Source organism: Caballeronia sp. SL2Y3, assembly GCF_022879575.1.
GTDB lineage: Bacteria > Pseudomonadota > Gammaproteobacteria > Burkholderiales > Burkholderiaceae > Caballeronia.
This window is the reverse complement of the sequence record NZ_CP084262.1, coordinates 638,146-656,616: the sequence shown is the minus strand read 5'-3', so window position 1 is coordinate 656,616 and position 18,471 is coordinate 638,146. Positions and strand designations below refer to the sequence as shown.

The window sequence follows — 18,471 nt, the reverse complement described above, 5'->3', positions numbered from 1 at the left end:
GCGCAACACCATTTGACAAGAATGGTCCTTCGACATGCCAAATTTTGATGCATTCGACATGGGAAGCTCACAACGCTCGCATGAGTTGTGCGGTGCCGGCACAATGGCGGGTTCCGCTCCCGCAAAGCCTTGCTAAGAGACGCTCTGGGCATCACTTCATTCGCAGCGCGCAACTCGCGCGACACAGCGTCGCAACACCGCGTTTTACGACCAAATTCCATAAATTCGCAACATCGCGATAAATGTCGCGTGGCATGATCGCGTCGCGGCGCAACGCCGTGAAACGGCGTTCTTCCCAGGACGCTTCGATCCAAAAAACCAGCGAATGCAATGAATGAAAATACTCACCGTTTAGCAGCGCCATTGTTATCGGGTTTGTTGGCCAGTGTCTGTTTATCGGGATGCAATCTCGAGGTGCTCGATTCGAAAGGCGTCATCGGCGCGGCGGAAAGCTCGCTCATCGCCACCGCGACTTTCGCGATGCTCCTCGTCGTCGTTCCGGTGATTCTGCTCACCCTGATCTTCGCCTGGCGCTATCGCGCGTCCAACACGAAGGCCACGTACGCGCCGAAATGGACGCACTCCACGGCCATCGAAGTCGTCGTGTGGGCGATTCCGGCGGCCATCATCCTGTACCTCGGCACCCTGACGTGGAAGACCACGCACGAGCTCGATCCGTACAAGCCGCTTCAGTCGGAAGTCAAGCCGATCAACGTGGAAGTCGTCGCGCTCGACTGGAAATGGCTCTTCGTCTATCCGGACCTCGGCATCGCGTCGGTCAATCAGGTGGCATTTCCGGTCGGCACGCCGGTCAACTTCCGCATTACGTCGGACTCCGTGATGAATTCGTTCTTCATCCCGCAGCTCGGCAGCCAGATCTACGCGATGGCGGGCATGCAGACGCGTCTGAACCTGCAGGCCGATCACGCGGGCGACTACGCGGGCATCTCGGCGAACTACAGCGGCGCCGGCTTCTCCGACATGAAATTCCGCGCGCTCGCCCTCTCGCAGGCCGACTTCGATTCGTGGGTCAAGAAGGTCAAGACCGCGCCCGAGGCGCTCAACATGGACGTCTATGCGGGCGTCGCGCGTCCGAGCCAAAAAGTTGCGGTCCGCTATTCCTCGACCGTCGATCCGAAGCTCTTCAACAACATCGTCGGCAAGTACAACAACGGGAATGTCACCGTTGGCACGAATTGCGTAACCAAGGGGTAAGCCATGTTCGGCAAATTAACGCTTGAGGCGATCCCGTACCACGAGCCGATCATCATGGGGGCGACCGTCCTCATGGCGGTCCTGGCGCTCGGTGCGGCCGCCCTTCTCACCAAGTTCGGAAAATGGGGCTGGCTCTGGCGCGAGTACCTGACCTCGACCGACCACAAGCGCATCGGCATCATGTATCTGGTCGTCGCCGGCCTGATGCTCGTGCGCGGCTTCGTCGACGCGGTCATGATGCGCGCGCAGCAGGCCATCGCGCTCGACTCGCCGGGCTTCCTGCCGCCGCATCACTACGACCAGATCTTCTCGGCGCACGGCACCATCATGATCTTCTTCATGGCGATGGCCCTGCTCGTGGCGTTCTTCAACCTCGTGGTGCCGCTGCAGATCGGCGCGCGCGACGTGGCGTTCCCGTTCATCAACTCGCTGTCGTTCTGGATGACGGCGATGGCCGCGGTGCTGATCAACCTGTCGCTTTTCATCGGCGAGTTCTCGGCGACCGGCTGGCTCGCGTATCCGCCGCTGTCGGAAACGCAGTTCAGCCCGGGCGTCGGCGTCGACTACTACATCTGGGCGCTGCAGTTGTCCGGTGTCGGCACGCTGCTCACCGGCGTGAACTTCTTCGTGACCATCGTGAAGATGCGCGCGCCCGGCATGACGTGGATGAAGCTGCCGGTGTTCACGTGGACGGCGTTCTGCTCGAACGTGCTCATCATGGCGACGTTCCCGATTCTGACCGTCGCGCTCGCGCTGCTCGGCCTCGACCGCTATCTCGGCATGCACTTCTTTACGAACGATGCCGGCGGCAACCCGATGGTGTATCTGAACCTGATCTGGGCCTGGGGCCACCCCGAGGTCTACATCCTGGTTCTGCCGGCGTTCGGCATCTACTCGGAAGTCGTCGCCACGTTCTCGAAGAAGCCGCTCTTCGGCTACAAGACGATGGTCTGGGCGACGTGCTGCATCATGGTGCTGTCGTTCCTCGTGTGGCTGCACCACTTCTTCACCATGGGCTCGGGCGCGAACGTCAATGCCTTCTTCGGCATCATGACGATGATCATCTCGATCCCGACCGGCGTGAAGATCTTCAACTGGCTCTTCACGATGTATCGCGGCCGCGTGCAGTTCACCACGCCGGTTCTGTGGACCATCGGCTTCATCATCACGTTCACGCTCGGCGGCATGACGGGCGTGATGCTGGCGATCCCGGGCGCGGACTTCGTGCTGCATAACAGCCTGTTCCTGATCGCTCACTTCCATAACGCCATTATCGGCGGCGTGGTGTTCGGCTACTTCGCGGGCGTGCAGTTCTGGTGGCCGAAGGTGTTCGGCTTCAAGCTCGACGAAAAGCTCGGCCGCAACGCGTTCGTCTGCTGGTTCGTCGGTTTCTTCGTCGCGTTCGTGCCGATCTACATTCTCGGCTTCATGGGCATGACGCGCCGCCTGAACCATTACGACAACCCGGCATGGCAGCCGTATCTGGTGGTCGCGGCGTGCGGCGTCGGCATTATCGCGCTGGGCGTCGCGTTCCAGGTCGCGCAGATCGTCGTGAGCGTGATTCGCCGCAATCAGCCGGCTTATCGCGATGTCACGGGCGACCCGTGGGGCGGCCGCACGCTCGAATGGTCGATCAGCTCGCCGCCGCCGGTCTACAACTTCGCGCATGTGCCGGCTGTCCGTGAACTCGACGACTTCGCCCACGCGAAGGAAACCAACCGCGTCGAAACGCGTCCGTTCCGCGACATCCATATGCCGTCGAACACGAGCGCCGGTTTCCTCGTCGGCGTGTTCGCGCTGGCGTTCGGCTTCGCGGCGATCTGGCATATCTGGTGGCTGGCTATCGTCGGTCTGATCGGCGTCGCTGCCGTCGTGATCGGCTACAGCTTCGGCGAGAACGCCGGCTACATCATCCCCGCCGCCACGGTGAAGGCGACCGAAGAGCGGAACCGTCCGCCGAAGTCGCCCGCCAAGACCGGCGCGGGGCGCGAAACGGAACTGGAGGTGCTGTAAATGTCGCAATCGACGCTTTCCGCGCATGACGCGCACGAGCACGAACACCAGCCGTCTCATTCGGTGTTCGGCTTCTGGTCCTACCTGATGACCGACTGCGTGCTGTTCGCGTCCCTCTTCGCGACCTTCGCGATGATGGCGAACCAGTTCGCGGGCGGCCCCACGGCCAAGGATCTCTTCAACCTGCGCGATGTCGCGATCGAAACCGGCCTGCTGCTCACGAGCAGTCTGACGTTCGGCTTCGCGATGATCTCGGCGCATCGCAGGCAGACGGGCGGCGTGCTCGCGTGGCTCTTCGTCACGTTCGTACTGGGCGCGGGCTTCCTGTGGCTCGAAGTGCATGAGTTCGCGCATCTCATCGCTGAAGGCGCGGGTCCGCAGCGCAGCGCGTTCTGGTCGTCGTTCTTCACGCTCGTCGGCACGCACGGTCTGCACGTCACGCTCGGCCTGGTGTGGCTCGTCGTGCTGGCGCTGCAAATCATGCAGAAGCCGGAGCTGAACGAACGCCAGGTCCGGCGACTCGCCTGCCTCAGCCTTTTCTGGCACTTCCTCGACATCGTCTGGATTTGCGTGTTCTCCTTCGTCTACCTTGCGAGCGTCGTCTAATGGCTCATACGCATACAACGCATAGCGATATTCCGCACGTCACCGTGGGCGGATATCTCGCCGGCTTCGTGCTGGCCGTGGTACTCACGGTGGCTTCGTTCTGGCTCGTCACGGCAGGCAAGGTGTCGGGCGAACAAGGCATCGTGTGGCTGGCGGTGCTGGCCGCCGTGCAGATGGTCGTCCATGTGGTGTTCTTCCTGCACGTGAACACGTCGAAGGGACAACGCTGGCATGCGCTGTCGTTTGCCTACACGATCCTGATGTCGCTCGTGATCGTCGTCGGTACGGTGTGGGTCATGCATAACGTCCACATGCTGATGATGGCGCGCTAACGCTGAACACATCGGTGAAAGAAGCGGGTCCGGTTTCCGGGCCCGCTTTTTTTTCGCCCGCCGTCGTCGCAGGCCGCTGACAAATCTTGACAAGTCCCCGCAGCGGCGCGACCATCTGTCCATAATTTGATTTTACGATCCACATTATGGACACAGGAGACGCGATGCCCGCGCCAAAACCGTCGGCGGACGCTATGACGCCGTACCAATTCCCCAATCCCAAGGAAGCGCAGAAGGAAATCGTGATCGGTCATGCGATTCCGACCGACGAGCGCGAATGGGTCCCGCAAGCCGAGAACGTCTGGTTTCGCCCGCTCTGTCTGAACGTGTCCACCGGCTACTGGATGAACCTGCTGCGCGTGCGCAAGTCCGGTGTGCTTTCGCGGCATCGTCATCCGCAGGCCGTGCACGGCATGGTGCTGAAGGGTCGCTGGCGGTATCTGGAGCACGACTGGGTGGCGACCGAAGGCAGCTATGTCTTCGAGCCGCCCGGCGAAACGCATACGCTCTACGTGCCGGAAGACGTCGAAGAGATGATCACCTACTTTCAGGTGAACGGCGTGATGTTCTATTGCGATCCGTACGGCAACTACACCGGTTATGAGGACGTGTTCACCAAGGTCGACATGTGCCGCAAGCACTATGAAGCCGTCGGGCTGGGCGCGGATTTCGTCGATCAGTTCATTCGCTAGTTTCCAGCTAGTTCGTCCTTCACATAGCCAAACCATCATAAGCAGCCGAAGCGTCAACGAAACGCATTCGGGGAGACACCATGCAGAGCAAATCGCCACGCATCAAGCGCATTCAATGGATCGCGCTCACGTTCCTCACGCTCGCGGGGATCGTGAATTATCTGGACCGCAGCACGCTGTCCATCGCCAATCATTCGGTCACGCAGGAACTCGGGCTCTCCGCATCGCAGATGGGCTTGCTGCTCTCCGCATTCTCGTTCGCGTATGCGTTCTCGCAATTGCCCATCGGCGTGATGCTCGACCGCTTCGGCGCGCGCGTCATGCTCGGTCTCGGCATGTTCGTCTGGTCGGTCGCGCAGTTGTTCGGCGGCCTCGTCACGAACCTGCATCAGTTCCTCGCGGCGCGCATCGCGCTCGGCATCGGCGAAGCGCCGCAGTTTCCGGCCGGCGCGAAGGTCGTCTCGGAATGGTTCGCGCAACACGAACGCGGCAAGCCGACCGGCATCTTCGTCACGTCCTCGACCATTGGCCCCGCGCTCGCGCCGCCGATTCTGACCGTGCTGCTGTTGAGCTTCGGCTGGCGCAAGATGTTCGTCATCATGGGCGTGCTGGGCATTGCGGTGGCGATCGGCTGGTACATCGTGTATCGCAACCGGCGAGACATTGCGCTGGAGCCGCAGGAAATCGCGCACTTGACCGAAGGCGAGCCGGCGCAACGCGCCGAACGCAGCATGAGCTTCGCGGAATGGCGCGGCCTCTTCAGCAAGGCGACCACATGGGGCATGATCTTCGGCTTCATGGGCGTCATCTACATGGTGTGGCTGTATCTGACGTGGCTGCCCGCGTATCTCGAACACGAGCGGCATCTGACTATCGCGAAGACCGGCTGGATCGTGTCGATTCCGTATCTGGCGGGCACGCTCGGCATGCTGTCGTCGGGCTTCATCGCCGATGGACTCACGGCGCGCGGCGTCGCGCCGATCCGCAGCCGCAAGTGGCCGATCTGCACGGGTCTCATCGGCGCGGCGCTGTTCACGGTTCCGGCCGCGTTCACCCCGAACCTCGCGCTCGCGATCACGTATCTCTCGGCGGCGATGTTCTTCGTCAACATGGCGAGCGGCGCGGCATGGGCGCTCGTCTCGGTGGCGGCGCCGCGTCACATGGTCGCGTCGCTCGGCAGCATTCAGAACTTCGGCGGCTACTTCGGCGGCTCGTTCGCGCCGTTCATCACGGGCCTCGTCGTCGACAAGACGCATTCGTTCGTCAACGCGTTCCTGATCAGCGCGGGCGTGGCGTTCGCGGCGGCGCTCGTTTATATGTTCGTGGTCCGCGCGCCGATTCAGGACTCCGAGCAGCCGGCGTCTGCCGTGCCCGTCGTTTGAGGATGACTGACATGACCTTCCAGTCCGATCTCTTCAACGGAAAGACCGTCGTCGTCACGGGCGGCACGCAGGGCATCGGCGCGGGCATCGCGCAGCAGTTCGCCGCGCTCGGCGCGCGCGTGATTGCGGCGGGCATCGCGCCGACGGATGCGCAGCGCGACGCGCTCGGCGGCGGCATCGAAGTCGCGGCGCTCGATGTCGCGGACGCCGCGAGCACCGCCGATCTCATGAACCGCCTCGACACGCTCGACGTGCTCGTGAACTGCGCGGGCATGATCAAGCGCGGCGACGAGCACGACATCGAGACGTTCCAGCGCGTGATCGCCGTCAATCTGAACGGCACCATGCGAATGTGCGCCGTCGCGCGGCCGTTGCTCGCGAAAAGCGGCGGCAGCATCGTCAATACGGCGTCGATGCTCACGTTCTTCGGCGGCGGCCTCGTGCCCGCATACAGCGCGAGCAAGGGCGGCGTCGCGCAACTGACGAAGTCGCTCGCCATCGCCTATGCGGCAGACGGCATTCGCGTGAACGCGGTCGCGCCCGGCTGGATCGCCACGCCGCTCACGCAGGCGCTCCAGGACGACGGCGGCCGCTCGCAAGCCATTCTCGATCGCACGCCGATGAAACGCTGGGGCTTGCCCGAGGACGTGGCGCGCGTCGTCGCGTTTCTGGCGTCGCCGGCGGCGGCGTTCATGACCGGCGCGATCGTGCCGGTGGACGGCGGCTATCTCGTGGCGTAAGCGAGCGTCGATATAATCGCCGCGCCGCCGCTTCCCTATCCGATCATGGCCGCTGATCCCGCCTCTCTCGACGCCGCAAAGGCAACCGGCACCGCCGCGTTCTCCAAGTTCATGGCGGTGCTGCAACTGATCGCCGACGCCGCCGAGCCGCCGACCATCGCGCGTCTGACGACGCAAAGCGGCTATCCGCGCCCGACGGTGTACCGCATCGTCGGCGCGTTGATGGCCGAAGGGCTCGTCGTGGAAAGCGCGCGCGGCGGCTGCTATACGCTCGGCCCGCGCCTGATGTCGCTCGCGAGCCGAAGCTGGGAGCGGTCCGACCTGCGCATCGCCGCCGCCGACGCATTGCAGGCGCTGCGCGATGCCACGCAGGAGACCGTGCATCTGGCGGTGAGAAGCGGCGCGGAAATGGTGTACGTCGAGAAGCTGGAAAGCCCGCACGCGGTGCGCATGGCGTCGCGCATCGGCACGCGGGTCACGTTGTATTCGAGTTCGGTCGGCAAGGCGTATCTGTCGACGCTTTCGCCCGCCGAACGCGACACGCTCCTGCAAGGCATCCCGTTTCAGCGATTCACGCCGAACACCATCGTCGACCGAAGCGCGCTCGACGCCGAACTGGACGCGTGCCACACGCGCGGCTACGCCGAAGATCGCGAGGAGAACGAAGCGCAGATTTTCTGCTACGGCAGCGCGATCGTCGGCGCGAACGGCGCGCCGCTCGGCTGCGTCAGCGTGAGCATCCCGCTCTTTCGAAAAAGCGAAACGCCGATGGAAACCTACGTCGCGCCGCTGAAAGCTGCGTGCCGCGCGATTGCCGAGCGCATGAGCCCCGGCACGCGCTGAAGCGTCAGAACGCGTTGCCTTGCGACGCCCCCGCGCGCTTGGCGATCAAAGTCGGCAGACGCGGCAGCAGTTGCGGCCAGTGCGTCGCTTCCTGCGCCAGATGCGCGAGCAGTCCGTGGCAGCCGAACTGGTCCGCCGCGAGCCGCGCGATCACGCGCCGCGCGATCTTCCACACATCGACATCCGGCGCGACCGTATGCGCCATGCGCTCGATCGTCTCCATCGAACGCGACAGCAGCACGGCCCGCGACGCAATGCGCCCGTGCGCCGCGCTGAACATGTGCTCGGCGGGCGCCTTGCCGATCGCATCGAACAAATGCGAGACGCGCGCGCCCTGCCGCGCATCCGGCGACGAGAACCGCTCCGCTTCCCGGCGATACGTCGATTCGACGCGCACTTCGTGATGCGCCGCGTGTTCCTCTGGCCGCCCGTGTTCCAGATGCGTGCGCGCCGCCGCCTTGTGATCGCCTTCGAGCAGCGAGTTCGACACACCGACGATGAAATCGCGCTCATGCGCCGCGAAGAACGAAATGGCGTTGTCGGCTTCGAGCACGATCCTGCCGCGCGTGCCCGTCTCGATGCTGACGCGCGCGCCCGCTGCATCCAGCCCCGCGTGGTACACGCCCTGCCCGAGCGCCATTTCGAAGAACGCTTCGATCAGCGTCGCGATGAGATCCGCCTGTTTGAGACCGTGCGATGCGAGCGCGTGGCCGTCGGATAGCGGCACGGTGTCGATCGCGCGCGTCGTCAAGACGGCGTCGTTGCAAAAGTCCCAGAGCACTTCGGGCACGGCGAGCCGGTCGTCGTCGCGCAGGCGGTAACGCAGATAGCTTTGATCGGCGGCGCGCTGGCGCAGGTCGATCATCGAATGCACGCTCTCGCGCACGCGGCTCAACCACTGCATCGCCTGCAGCTCGCGGGCCGTCGCCGAACGCCGCTCGGCGAAGCGCGCGGCGGCGAGCGCCAGATCGAGATCGTCGGCGAGTTCCTGGCGTGCGTCCGCGCGAAGCAGGGTGATGCGGACCGGCACACCGTCGATGCGCGCCGTATGCGTCTGCTCCGCGATGCCCGAGCGCAGCGGCGCTGCGCTGATCTCGGTGATTTCGGCGCGCGGCGCGGCTGCGAGCGCGAGCGCGATTGCGCTGCGAAAGCTGGCGGCATCGTAGGGCGTGAAGAGGCCTTCCATCTCGGACAGCGCCACGCGCACGGCGGCTTCCGCGAGCGCGGGATGCCGCGTGAGCGCGTCGGACGCCAGCGAGAACACGCGCGGTAACTGACTCAACGCCGGCACGCCGCCCGCGAGCGGCGCGGCGCGCGCGCCATGCATGGCGAAAAAGCGCGCGATGCGTTGCATCGACGCGCCGTCGCTATGTGAATGGCTTTCGCGGACGAACGCCCGGCCAAGACGCCAGAGCGTTGCGAGTCGTCGGACGGGCAAATGAAGTCCTTTTGGCTTGAGTGTGCCGTGGCATTCGGCTTGCTCGATTTGCAGCATCTTGCAGCACGAATCGAACCCGCGTTCCTGCGGTCTACCTTGGACCACCATGCACATGACAACGGAAGACGCTTCCGTCGACGAACAGGGCCCGCGCGCGCTGCGCGATGCGCTGCAAAGCGAGAACAGCGGCGTGCGAACCTTCGTCGTCGCGCGGGACGGCCGCATCGAATTCGAACATTACCGCAGCGACGCCGCGCCCGATACGCTCGAAAACGTCAATTCGGTCACGAAGAGCGTCGTGGGGCTGGCCGTGGGCATCGCGCTGACCGAGCGGCTGCTCGCGGACCTCGACACGCCGATCGGCGACATCATCGAAAAGGCGCGCGATCCCGCACTGGACGCGCGCGTGCGACGCATCACGCTGCGCCATCTGCTCACGATGACCTCGGGCTTCGACTGCGAACCGGGCGCAGTGGACAAGTGTCTGCTCGGCGCGTGCGAGCGGCTCGCCGGCGAGGACGACCGCCTGAATTTCGTGCTTTCGCGTCCGATGGCCGACGCGCCCGGCACGCGTTTTCGCTACGACTCGCACGCGGTGCAGTTGCTCTCGCTCGCCATCGAAGCGGTGACGGGCGCGACCGTCGAAGCCTACGTGCGCGACAAGCTGTTCGCGCCGCTCGGCATCGAAACCAGCGAATGGATCGCCGACGAAGACGGCCACACGTTCGCGGGGCGCGGCCTCATGCTGCGCGCCCGCGACATGACGAAGCTCGGCACGCTGATGCTGGATCGCGGCACATGGCAAGGCGCGCAGCTGGTGGATGCGTCGTTCATCGACGACGCCATGTCGGTGCACAGCGAAGGCGGCCCGCCGATGCAGGACGCGCAGTACGGCTACCTGTGGTGGATCGCGCCGCGCTATGCGTTCGCGGCGGGCTTCGGCGAGCAGTTCATCTTCGTGGCGCGCGAGGCGGGAATCGTCGCAGCCGCCACATGCGACAACACCGCCGCGAACAAGAACGTTCGCGCGCTCTTCGAAGAACACGTGCTCGGCGTCCATGCCCGCTGATCCTCGCCGGCGTTGTTTCGAATTGCTTGCGCCTTCGTTTCCGAACTGAGCGCAGATCAAAGCCTCGCGCGCAGGTAATCTCGCTTTGCGTCCGTTGCCATGGCGGACATTCGAGGCGAGCGAGGTATCGCATGAAGTCCTTCGACATTACGGTGGATGCGCAGGGGCGCGTCGTCGTTTCGCACGCCGAGCCCATCGGCGAGCATTGCAAAAGCCGCGCGCGACTGCTTTCGTCGCTGGTCGGCATGATCGCCGCGCCCGGCGCATTCGAGCACTTCTGCGCGTTTCCCGAGCCAATGAAGCGCGACATCCTGCATCTCATGCATTCGCTGGCGGAAGAAAGCGTTCCATTGCTCGCCGCCCTTGAGCAACACACCGCGCAAGCCTTCTACGACAAGGGCGTCCACGCCGCAACCGAGCAGCGGCGCCAGGAACTGCCGGCCAACGCGCCGCCGGAGCCCATCGATTACACGCAACGGTGATCGCGGGTAATCGCTGGGGAGCGGCAGCAAAAACCGCCGTCGTCAATGTAGATTTTTGTCGATATGCGATCCCGATTATTTTCGATACGGTATCGTAATGTGCTCACGCTATAACGTATCAATATCGCGATGCCGGAATCCGTGTGGCAACGGCTTCCTGCTGCAATGAGGCAATCGAGAGCGCCATGAAACAACCATCAGAAAAAGGACGCGCCATGCAGCCGCCAGCCGCTGAGAGTATCGAACGAAGCATGTACATTCTCGGGCAGATCGGCGCCATCGTCTGTCACGAGCGCGGGCCGCGCCCGAACACCGCCATTCTCACGACCATGGCTTCGCATCCGGCCGAAGGTCTGTGGCTGGCCATCACGCGCATGAACGAACTGTGCCCGGCCGTACGCGGCCCGCGCCGCACGCTGCTGCAGTGGAAGCGCAGGGAGATTGCGCGGCTCGCCCGCATGCTGCCGCATCCGCTGCCGGCCGATGCCTGCGCGCAAACGCAAGCGCCGTTCTGGGCCGGCTACTGCCAATATTGGGAAGACGTGCTGAAGCAGCATGTCGATCGTGAGATGGACGCGCCTGCGGTGGCGGTGGACGAAGTTCCGGCACGGCGCGTCAACGCCTGAAACGCTGCATCCGAGGGCCACGGCAGTTGCCGCCCGCGATCGACTCCGGCACACTTCGCGCGGCCGCGCGCCGCCGTTCGTCCGGATGCAAAGAAATGCTTTCTCGCGAAGGACCTGGCGCGTTGCGCCATGTACCGAGCAACGAGGAAGAGCAGATGGACCGAGTCAAGATCACGATCACCCCCGAAGGGCATCCTGTCATCGCGCATGCGGTGGCAATCGAAAAGCGCAGCACCGATGTGGCGCGTGCGGTCGCCGCGCTGTCGGATGTGCTCGCGAGCGGGGACGGCGCGGGCGTCGGGCAGTCTGTTTTGATCGATCTGCTGCGCACGCTCGCGCACGAGCAGCGCGCGCTGACCGAGGCGCTGTCCGACTACACCGGCGAAGTGTCGGCTGAAGAAGCGTACCGCCGAACCTACCGCCGCGCATTTCGGAAGGGCTTCAGCGCCGGATTGCAGCGCACGCTGCCCGCGCGGCCGGTCGACCGGAACGACAGCGCGCTTCTAACGCCGCCGGCTGCGGTCGGCACGTCGCGGAACGACGCCCTGCGCCGTCTCAAGCAAGTCTAGTCATCCGGCCCGGCGCTCCTTTAGCACTCGCGCTCGCGCCGCGGTTCGTGCGTCGAATAATAGGCGCGCATCACGTCGATCATGCGGTCCAGCGGACTCGGCTTCACGAAGTAGCCGTTGAACCCGGTGCGACGCGCCCGCGCGCAATCGTCCGGGCACGTGCGGCCCGTGTGCGCGATCAGCATCATCGACATATCCAGCGCCCGAATCGCCTCGGCCGCTTCCCAGCCGTCGCCGAGCGGCATCATGAGATCGAGCAGCACCACGCCGGGTCGCCACTTGCGCGTGAGCGCCACGGCGTCGAGCCCCGTATGCACGGCGCGCACGTTGAAGTCGGCGTCCTCGAACGCGAGGCAGATGGCGCGCGTCGCGTCGAGGTCGTCGTCGGCGATGAGCACGCGCGGTTCGTCGTGATGCGCGGCGCGCACGGGAATCTGCCAGATCGCTTCTTCGGGTACGCGGGCTTGGCGTTGCGTAGATTGCATTTTTTAGCCTCGGATAGACCGACTGTTTCAGCAACGCGCGTTCCGCGCCGCAGCATCCGGGGGTTTGCCCGGATAACGAGGCTCGCGCCAACGTTGCACCTCGGGAAAACCCGGACGCCGCGCGGGCCGGACGCTTGCACCAAGAAGAACCGAGCTCACCTGCGAGCGACATGCTCGCTTCCTTTGGAGGCACACGATGTTCGTCGTCTACTGGCTCGAAGGCGATGCCGACGCCGAAAGCCACGCGCGTCACCGGCAGTTCGACGCCGCCGCGCTCGCCGAGGCGCTGCGCTTCGCCGAAGAATTGCGCAAGCGCCAGGCGCAAGGCGAACCCGTCGGCTTCGTCACGCTGTGCAGCGAGAATCCGCAGTCGGTCGGCAAGCCGGGCGTCGCCGATCCGCCCGCCGACTACGACTGGAAGAAGCGCCGCCGCTAGCTGTTGCCTGCATCGGCGTTCTTGCTGCCGCCGTCTTGCGCGCCGTCTTGCGCATCGTCCTGCCATCCGCCGCCGAGCGACTTGTACACGGCGATGAGATCCGTCGTCACGTACACCGTCGATTGCGCCAACTGCTCGCGCGTTTGCGCAAGCTGGCGCTCGGCGTCGAGCACCGTGACGAACGCCGTCAGTCCCTTGCGATAGCTGTCGGTCGCGAGTTGCAGGCTCACGCGATTCGCCTCCACGGTACGCACCAAAGCCGCGCGCCGGTCCTGCTCCGTGCGATATGCAACGAGCGCGTTGTCCACATCCTGAAGCGCCGTGAGCACCGTCTGCCGATATTGCAACGCCGCCTGCGCGGCCTGCGCCTTCGCCACGCGAACGTTCGAGCGCAGCGCGCCGCCTTCGAAGATCGGCAGCGAGATGCTCGGCCCGACCGACCAGAAGAGACTCGACCAGCGCGCGAGATATTTCGCCTTCGTCGCTCGCGTGCCGACCTGACCCGTCAGCGAGATGTCCGGATACAGCTGCGCGACGGCCACGCCCACTTCGGCGGTGGCCGCGCGCAATTGCGCCTCGGCGCGGCGGATGTCGGGACGGCGGCGCGCGAGCGTCGACGGCAAGCCGACCGGCACCGTCGGCGGCACGGGCGGCACCGCGCGGGCATCGGACAATTCGGCGTCGAGCGTGCCGGGCGCGCTGCCCGTCAGCACGGCGAGGCCGTTCATCGCCTGCGCGATTTGCGCGTCCAGCGACGGCACCTGCGCCTGCAACGCGCCGACTTGCGCGCTCGCGCTCTGCACGTCCTGCTGGCTCGTCAGGCCGACGCGCGCCTGCTCGCGCGTGAGGTCGAGAATCTGCTGTTCGGCGTCGATCTCGTCGAGCGTGATCTGGCGGATGGACTGCGCGCCGCGCAACTGCGCGTACGTGCGCGCGACTTCGGCTTCCAGCGAGACCAGCGCGTCGTTGCGGCTTTCGATTTCCGCCTGCGTCTCTGCATTCGCCGATTCGACCGAGCGGCGCACGCGCCCGAAAAGATCGAGCTCCCACGACGCATCGAAGCCGTCCTGAAACAGCGTGACAGGCCCTGTCGCCGAGTCGAGGCCCTGCCGGATCGGCGCGCCGTTTGCGCCCAGCGAGTCGATGCGGCTGTAGAGCCCTTGCGATTCCAGCAAGCCCTTCAGCCCGAGTTGCTCGCGCATGACGCTCGCGTTCGCGCTGATCTGCGGCAAGCCTTGCGCCGCCGCCGACACGCTCTGCTCGCGCGCCTGCGCGATGCGCAGCACCGCGCTTTGCAGATCGAGATTGCCGGCCACCGCGCGGTCGATCAGGGAATCGAGCATCGGATCGTCGAACTGCTTCCACCAGCGCGGGTCGGGATCGGCGGATGTGCTCGCCACGGAAGGCGCGTCGGCGTGCGGCGCGCGCGCATCCGGCGTCGCGTTCTGCGCGCGCTGCATGTCGTTCCAGTTGCCGGGCGTATCGGCCACGGGCGGCTTGAAGTCGGGGCCGACCGTGCAGCCGCTCATCGCCAGCGCGAGCGCCAGCACCGGAATCGAAAGTCGAGCGGAAAGTCGCTGCGTCATGTCAATGTCCTCCCGCCTGACCGGACGCCTTCACCGGCGAGAAGAAGAACGTGATCGGAATGAAAAGGAACGAGAAGATCGCGCACGCGGCGAACACGTCGAGGTACGCGAGAATCGTCGCCTGCGAGACGAGCGTTTTGTACATCTGGCCGGTCGCCGCGCCCATCGCCTGCGACATGGTCTGGCCCGTGTCCATCAGCGTTCGCGCGATGCGCTGCACCGTGTCGTTGTACGGCTGATTCAGCGGCGTCAGATGCTCGACCATATGCGCCATGTTCGCCTGCGTGCGCTCGCGGATCATCGCGGTGGCGAGCGAAATGCCGATGGAGCCTGCCACGTTCCGGAACATGGTGAAGAGCGCGGAGGCGTCGTTGTTCATCGACTTCGGCAGCGAGAGATACGCGAGCGTCGTCACCGGCACGAACAGAAAGCCGATTGCCGCTGACTGCGCGCTGCGCATCATCGTGAGCGTGCGATAGTCGACGTTCGGCACGAGGTGATGCGAATAGATCAACGCGCAGCCCATCAGAAAGAAGCCGAACGCGACGAGATAACGCGTCTGCACCCACAGCATCAGCTTGCTGACGACCGGAATGAGAAACACGATAAGCAACGCGCCCGGCGACAGCACGAGCCCCGCGAGCGTCGCGGTATAGCCGAGTTGCTGCTGCGCGAGCTGCGGAATGAGCACCGCGCTGCCGTAGAGCACCGAAGCGAAGCCGACGATCGAGAGCGAGCCGAGCGCGAAGTTGCGGTCCTTCATCACGCGCAGATCGACCACGGGCTTTTTCGCGTAGACGAGCCAGAACGCCGCGCCGACGATGCCGATCGCCGCGAGCACCGCGAAGGTCACGATGAAGTTGGACGCGAACCAGTCGTCGTCCTCGCCGCGATCCAGGAACACTTGCAGGCAACCGAGCCCGAGCGCGATCAGACCGATGCCGACCACGTCGATGCCCACGTCCTTATGACTCTGCCGCTTTTCCCACGGCGGATCTTCGACGAACTGCATCACCGCGATGGTCGTCAGCACGCCGACCGGCACGTTCAGCAGAAACACCCAGCGCCACGTGAAGTTGTCGGTGATCCAGCCGCCGAGCGTCGGCCCGAGCACCGGCGCCACGACGATCGCCACCGCCGAGATCGAGAACGCGCGGCCGCGCTGTTCGGGCGGAAACGTGTCGAGAATGATCGACTGCTGGCTTGGCTGCAAGCCGCCGCCGAAGAAGCCTTGCAGAATGCGAAAGACGATCAGTTGTCCGAGATTCGTCGCGATGCCGCAGAGAAACGAGCACACCGTGAACGCCGCGATGCAGATCAGGAAGTAGCGCTTGCGCCCGAGAATCTTCGAGAAATACGCGGAAAGCGGCAGCACGATGCCGTTCGCGACAAGATAGGACGTGAGCGTCCACGTCGCCTCGTCGTAGCTCGCGGACATGGTGCCGGAGATGTGCGGCAGCGCCACGTTCACGATGGTCGTGTCGAGCACTTCCATGAAGGCCGCGAGCGTGACGACCACGGCGATGAGCCACGGATTCGCGCTCGGCTTCCAGCCGCTGTGGTCCTGTGCTGTGGATTCGCTCATGGCTCAGTGGCGCAGCATGACGGTGGGCACCACGGACAAACCCAGCGGCAGCGACGTATCCGGCTTCATGCCGCTGTCGATGACGATCTTCACCGGCACGCGCTGCACGATCTTCACGAAGTTGCCGGTCGCGTTTTCGGCGGGGAACGCGGAGAAGCGCGACCCGCTGCCGAGCTGAATGCTGTCCACATGGCCGTGCAGCGAGAGGCCGGGATACGCGTCGACGTCGATATCCACTTTGTCGCCCGGATGCATGCGCGAAAGCTGCGACTCCTTGAAGTTCGCCGTCACCCACATGCGCGTGGTGACGAGCGTGAGTATGGACGTGCCCGCCTGCAGGAACGTGCCGAACTGCACGTTGCGTTTGGTAACCCAGCCGTCGGAGGGCGCGCGCAGTTCGGTGTACGAGAGATTCAGCTGCGCGGTTTCCACTTGCGCCTGTGCCTGCCGCACTTGCTGGCGCCGCTCCTCGACTGTCGCGACGACCTGCGCGATCTGCTGCGGCACGAGGCTCGCGGTGCGCACCTGCGCGCGCGCCTCGGCGACGTTTGCTTGCGCGCTTTTCTGCTGCGCCGTCGCAGCGTCGATGTTCTGTTGCGAGGTCGCGCGAACGTCGACGGACTGCTGGCGTTGGTAGGCGGCGCTTGCCTGCGCGAGATTGGCGCGCGCGCTGGCTTCCTGCGCCTGCGCCTGCGCGAGTTGCGCGGGATATTGAACCCGCGCGACCTGAAGCTGCACTTCGGCGGCATGCAATTGCGCCTGCGCGAGACCAAGTTGCGCGTTCGCCTGATCGAGCTGCGCCTGATAGTCGCGCGGATCGATGCGGATCAGCAGATCGCCCTTGTGCACGAAGCGGTTGTCGTCGATGTTCATCGCGACGACATAGCCCGATACCTTCGGCGCGATGGTGACGGCGTCGCCATCGGTATAGGCGTCGTCGGTGGTTTCCTGATTGCGCGTCATGAACCACCAGACGAGCGCGCCTATCGCAAGCACCACCACGATGATGCCGAGAATGATCAACGGCTTCTTGCCGGGCCCCTTGCGCTCTTCCTTGCCGTTGCCGTTCTTCTTGTCGCCGTTCTTGTCGTTATCGCCCTTCCCGGCTTGGTCGTTCTTCTCCGATGACTCGCGCTCGCGGTCATCCTTCGCGGCGCCGGGGCGTGCATCGTCCTGAGTTTCGTCTCGATCTGACATCGCGTTCGCTTTGCGGTTGGAGTCCGAAGTTCGACTCGGGGTGAAATCCCGGCGCGGCCGGGCGGACCTCGTGCGGATACTGCGTGACGAGCGTGACCGGAATGCGACTGCCGGTCAGGGCATTCGAGCGGACGATCTGAGCAAGACGCATTCCCAAATGCGTGCAATTCGGCCGCAAACCGGCCGAACCGAACGCCCGTGCGGACTGGCATGAATCCGCGCGTTTTCGAGGCGCTGATTGCCCGGCGCGGTTTTCAAAATAGCTGGCAAAAGCTGCACGGCGCGAGTCGTGCAAGCGATCGCCTCAGAGCGCCTGGCGCAGCTTCGCGGCGAGTTGCACGATGCCCATCGAGATCTGCTTTTCGCGCTTCGCGTCGAGCCGTCCGACAGGCACGCTCGTCGATACCGCGACGCGCTTGCCCGCAGGCGTCACGCCGACATATGCCGCGAAGCACGCGAGTCCTTCAGCCACTTCCTCGCGCTCGACCGCGAGCCCGCTCGCGCGTATCGCGGCCAGTTCGCGCAAAAGCGCCGCGCGGCGCGTGATGGTGCGCGGCGTCACCGCTTCGAGGCGCTCGGGCAGCCGCTCGACGACGGCTTCGTCGGCCAGTCCGGCAAGCAGCGCCTTGCCGAGCGCGCAGCAGTGCGCGGGCAGCCGCGATCCCAGATCGGACACGAGGCGCACCGGCCGATGCGCGTCCTCGCGTGCGACGTACACCACCTGCACGCCGTCCAGCACGGCAAGCTGCACGACTTCGTTATGCGTGTTGATGAACGCGCCCGCGCCCTCGCGAAACGCCGCTTGCAGCGCATCGTGCCGCACATACGCATTGCCGAGCTCGAACAGTCCGACGCCGATCACATAGCCATCGTCGCGCTTCTCGATCCACTGCATGCGCGCGAGCGTTTCCAGCATCAGATAAAGCGTGCTGCGCGAGAGGCCGGTGCGCTCCGCGAGCGTGGCGGCGCGCACGGGCTTGGCGGCGTCGGCGAGCGCTTCGAGGATATCGTTCGCGCGGCGCAGCGCCGGAACGTCGTAGGTCTTTTCCATGTGAGTCGTCGCGTCGGGGATGCGCGCATCGTCCAGCATATTGGACAAACATGCAACCGGATGGACAGTGAGGGAGCGGCAAGCTACGATCGTTTTCCCTTTTCCGATGCCCGGTGACCCTGCC

20 protein-coding genes are annotated in these 18,471 nt (G+C 64.8%); 13 read left to right on the top strand and 7 right to left on the bottom strand.

Annotation, left to right across the window (positions count from 1 at the left end):
- Window positions 1-151 precede the first annotated feature (151 nt).
- On the bottom strand, window positions 152-364 hold the full coding sequence (locus tag LDZ26_RS21910) for a hypothetical protein (RefSeq protein ID WP_244851137.1): 213 nt from the start codon (window positions 362-364) through the stop codon (window positions 152-154).
- On the opposite strand from LDZ26_RS21910, the gene cyoA reads away from it, so the two are divergent.
- The 8 genes from cyoA (at window position 331) to LDZ26_RS21870 (ending at window position 7,823) form a co-directional block, all read left to right on the top strand.
- The gene (cyoA, locus tag LDZ26_RS21905; RefSeq protein ID WP_244850739.1) at window positions 331-1,215 is read left to right on the top strand and encodes a ubiquinol oxidase subunit II; all 885 of its coding nucleotides are present in this window, start codon (window positions 331-333) and stop codon (window positions 1,213-1,215) included. The two genes, LDZ26_RS21910 and cyoA, sit on opposite strands and share 34 nt — an antisense overlap.
- Window positions 1,216-1,218: 3 nt before the next feature.
- Entirely contained in the window at window positions 1,219-3,228 is a 2,010-nt protein-coding gene (gene cyoB, locus LDZ26_RS21900; protein ID WP_244850738.1) for a cytochrome o ubiquinol oxidase subunit I, read from the top strand.
- Window positions 3,229-3,834, top strand: a complete 606-nt coding sequence (gene cyoC, locus LDZ26_RS21895; RefSeq protein ID WP_244850737.1) for a cytochrome o ubiquinol oxidase subunit III — start codon at window positions 3,229-3,231, stop codon at window positions 3,832-3,834.
- Entirely contained in the window at window positions 3,834-4,166 is a 333-nt protein-coding gene (cyoD, locus tag LDZ26_RS21890) for a cytochrome o ubiquinol oxidase subunit IV (RefSeq protein WP_244850736.1), read from the top strand. The genes cyoC and cyoD overlap by 1 nt, the downstream gene beginning before the upstream one ends.
- Window positions 4,167-4,330: 164 nt before the next feature.
- On the top strand, window positions 4,331-4,858 hold the full coding sequence (locus LDZ26_RS21885) for a 2,4'-dihydroxyacetophenone dioxygenase family protein (protein WP_175945816.1): 528 nt from the start codon (window positions 4,331-4,333) through the stop codon (window positions 4,856-4,858).
- A gap of 80 nt (window positions 4,859-4,938) precedes the next feature.
- A complete protein-coding gene (locus tag LDZ26_RS21880; RefSeq protein WP_244850735.1) occupies window positions 4,939-6,240 on the top strand; it encodes an MFS transporter in 1,302 nt (433 codons plus the stop codon).
- A gap of 11 nt (window positions 6,241-6,251) precedes the next feature.
- Window positions 6,252-6,980: an SDR family NAD(P)-dependent oxidoreductase gene (locus LDZ26_RS21875; protein ID WP_244850734.1), complete on the top strand. Its 729-nt coding sequence runs from the start codon at window positions 6,252-6,254 to the stop codon at window positions 6,978-6,980.
- 45 nt (window positions 6,981-7,025) lie between these two features.
- Window positions 7,026-7,823: an IclR family transcriptional regulator gene (locus tag LDZ26_RS21870; protein ID WP_244850733.1), complete on the top strand. Its 798-nt coding sequence runs from the start codon at window positions 7,026-7,028 to the stop codon at window positions 7,821-7,823.
- A 4-nt stretch (window positions 7,824-7,827) separates the two neighbouring features.
- Here the strand turns inward: LDZ26_RS21870 and LDZ26_RS21865 are convergent, their stop codons facing one another.
- The gene (locus tag LDZ26_RS21865; RefSeq protein ID WP_244850732.1) at window positions 7,828-9,177 is read right to left on the bottom strand and encodes an AarF/UbiB family protein; all 1,350 of its coding nucleotides are present in this window, start codon (window positions 9,175-9,177) and stop codon (window positions 7,828-7,830) included.
- 196 nt (window positions 9,178-9,373) lie between these two features.
- Between LDZ26_RS21865 and LDZ26_RS21860 the strand changes: the two genes are divergently transcribed.
- From LDZ26_RS21860 to LDZ26_RS21845, 4 genes are all read left to right on the top strand, one after another.
- Entirely contained in the window at window positions 9,374-10,330 is a 957-nt protein-coding gene (locus LDZ26_RS21860) for a serine hydrolase (RefSeq protein WP_244850731.1), read from the top strand.
- 131 nt (window positions 10,331-10,461) lie between these two features.
- Window positions 10,462-10,812: a hypothetical protein gene (locus tag LDZ26_RS21855; protein ID WP_244850730.1), complete on the top strand. Its 351-nt coding sequence runs from the start codon at window positions 10,462-10,464 to the stop codon at window positions 10,810-10,812.
- Window positions 10,813-10,997: 185 nt separating this feature from the next.
- Entirely contained in the window at window positions 10,998-11,438 is a 441-nt protein-coding gene (locus LDZ26_RS21850) for a hypothetical protein (RefSeq protein WP_244850729.1), read from the top strand.
- Window positions 11,439-11,593: 155 nt separating this feature from the next.
- On the top strand, window positions 11,594-12,007 hold the full coding sequence (locus tag LDZ26_RS21845) for a hypothetical protein (protein WP_244850728.1): 414 nt from the start codon (window positions 11,594-11,596) through the stop codon (window positions 12,005-12,007).
- A gap of 20 nt (window positions 12,008-12,027) precedes the next feature.
- Here the strand turns inward: LDZ26_RS21845 and LDZ26_RS21840 are convergent, their stop codons facing one another.
- Entirely contained in the window at window positions 12,028-12,492 is a 465-nt protein-coding gene (locus LDZ26_RS21840) for a response regulator (RefSeq protein WP_244850727.1), read from the bottom strand.
- 196 nt (window positions 12,493-12,688) lie between these two features.
- Between LDZ26_RS21840 and LDZ26_RS21835 the strand changes: the two genes are divergently transcribed.
- On the top strand, window positions 12,689-12,928 hold the full coding sequence (locus LDZ26_RS21835; RefSeq protein ID WP_244850726.1) for a hypothetical protein: 240 nt from the start codon (window positions 12,689-12,691) through the stop codon (window positions 12,926-12,928).
- Here the strand turns inward: LDZ26_RS21835 and LDZ26_RS21830 are convergent.
- The 4 genes from LDZ26_RS21830 to LDZ26_RS21815 all read right to left on the bottom strand — a co-directional run bounded on the left by LDZ26_RS21830 (window position 12,925) and on the right by LDZ26_RS21815 (window position 18,347).
- Entirely contained in the window at window positions 12,925-14,514 is a 1,590-nt protein-coding gene (locus tag LDZ26_RS21830) for an efflux transporter outer membrane subunit (protein WP_244850725.1), read from the bottom strand. The genes LDZ26_RS21835 and LDZ26_RS21830 overlap by 4 nt on opposite strands.
- 1 nt (window position 14,515) lies before the next feature.
- Window positions 14,516-16,099: a DHA2 family efflux MFS transporter permease subunit gene (locus LDZ26_RS21825; RefSeq protein ID WP_244850724.1), complete on the bottom strand. Its 1,584-nt coding sequence runs from the start codon at window positions 16,097-16,099 to the stop codon at window positions 14,516-14,518.
- A gap of 3 nt (window positions 16,100-16,102) precedes the next feature.
- Window positions 16,103-17,296: an HlyD family secretion protein gene (locus LDZ26_RS21820; protein ID WP_244850723.1), complete on the bottom strand. Its 1,194-nt coding sequence runs from the start codon at window positions 17,294-17,296 to the stop codon at window positions 16,103-16,105.
- A gap of 304 nt (window positions 17,297-17,600) precedes the next feature.
- On the bottom strand, window positions 17,601-18,347 hold the full coding sequence (locus LDZ26_RS21815) for an IclR family transcriptional regulator (RefSeq protein WP_244850722.1): 747 nt from the start codon (window positions 18,345-18,347) through the stop codon (window positions 17,601-17,603).
- Window positions 18,348-18,471 lie beyond the last annotated feature (124 nt).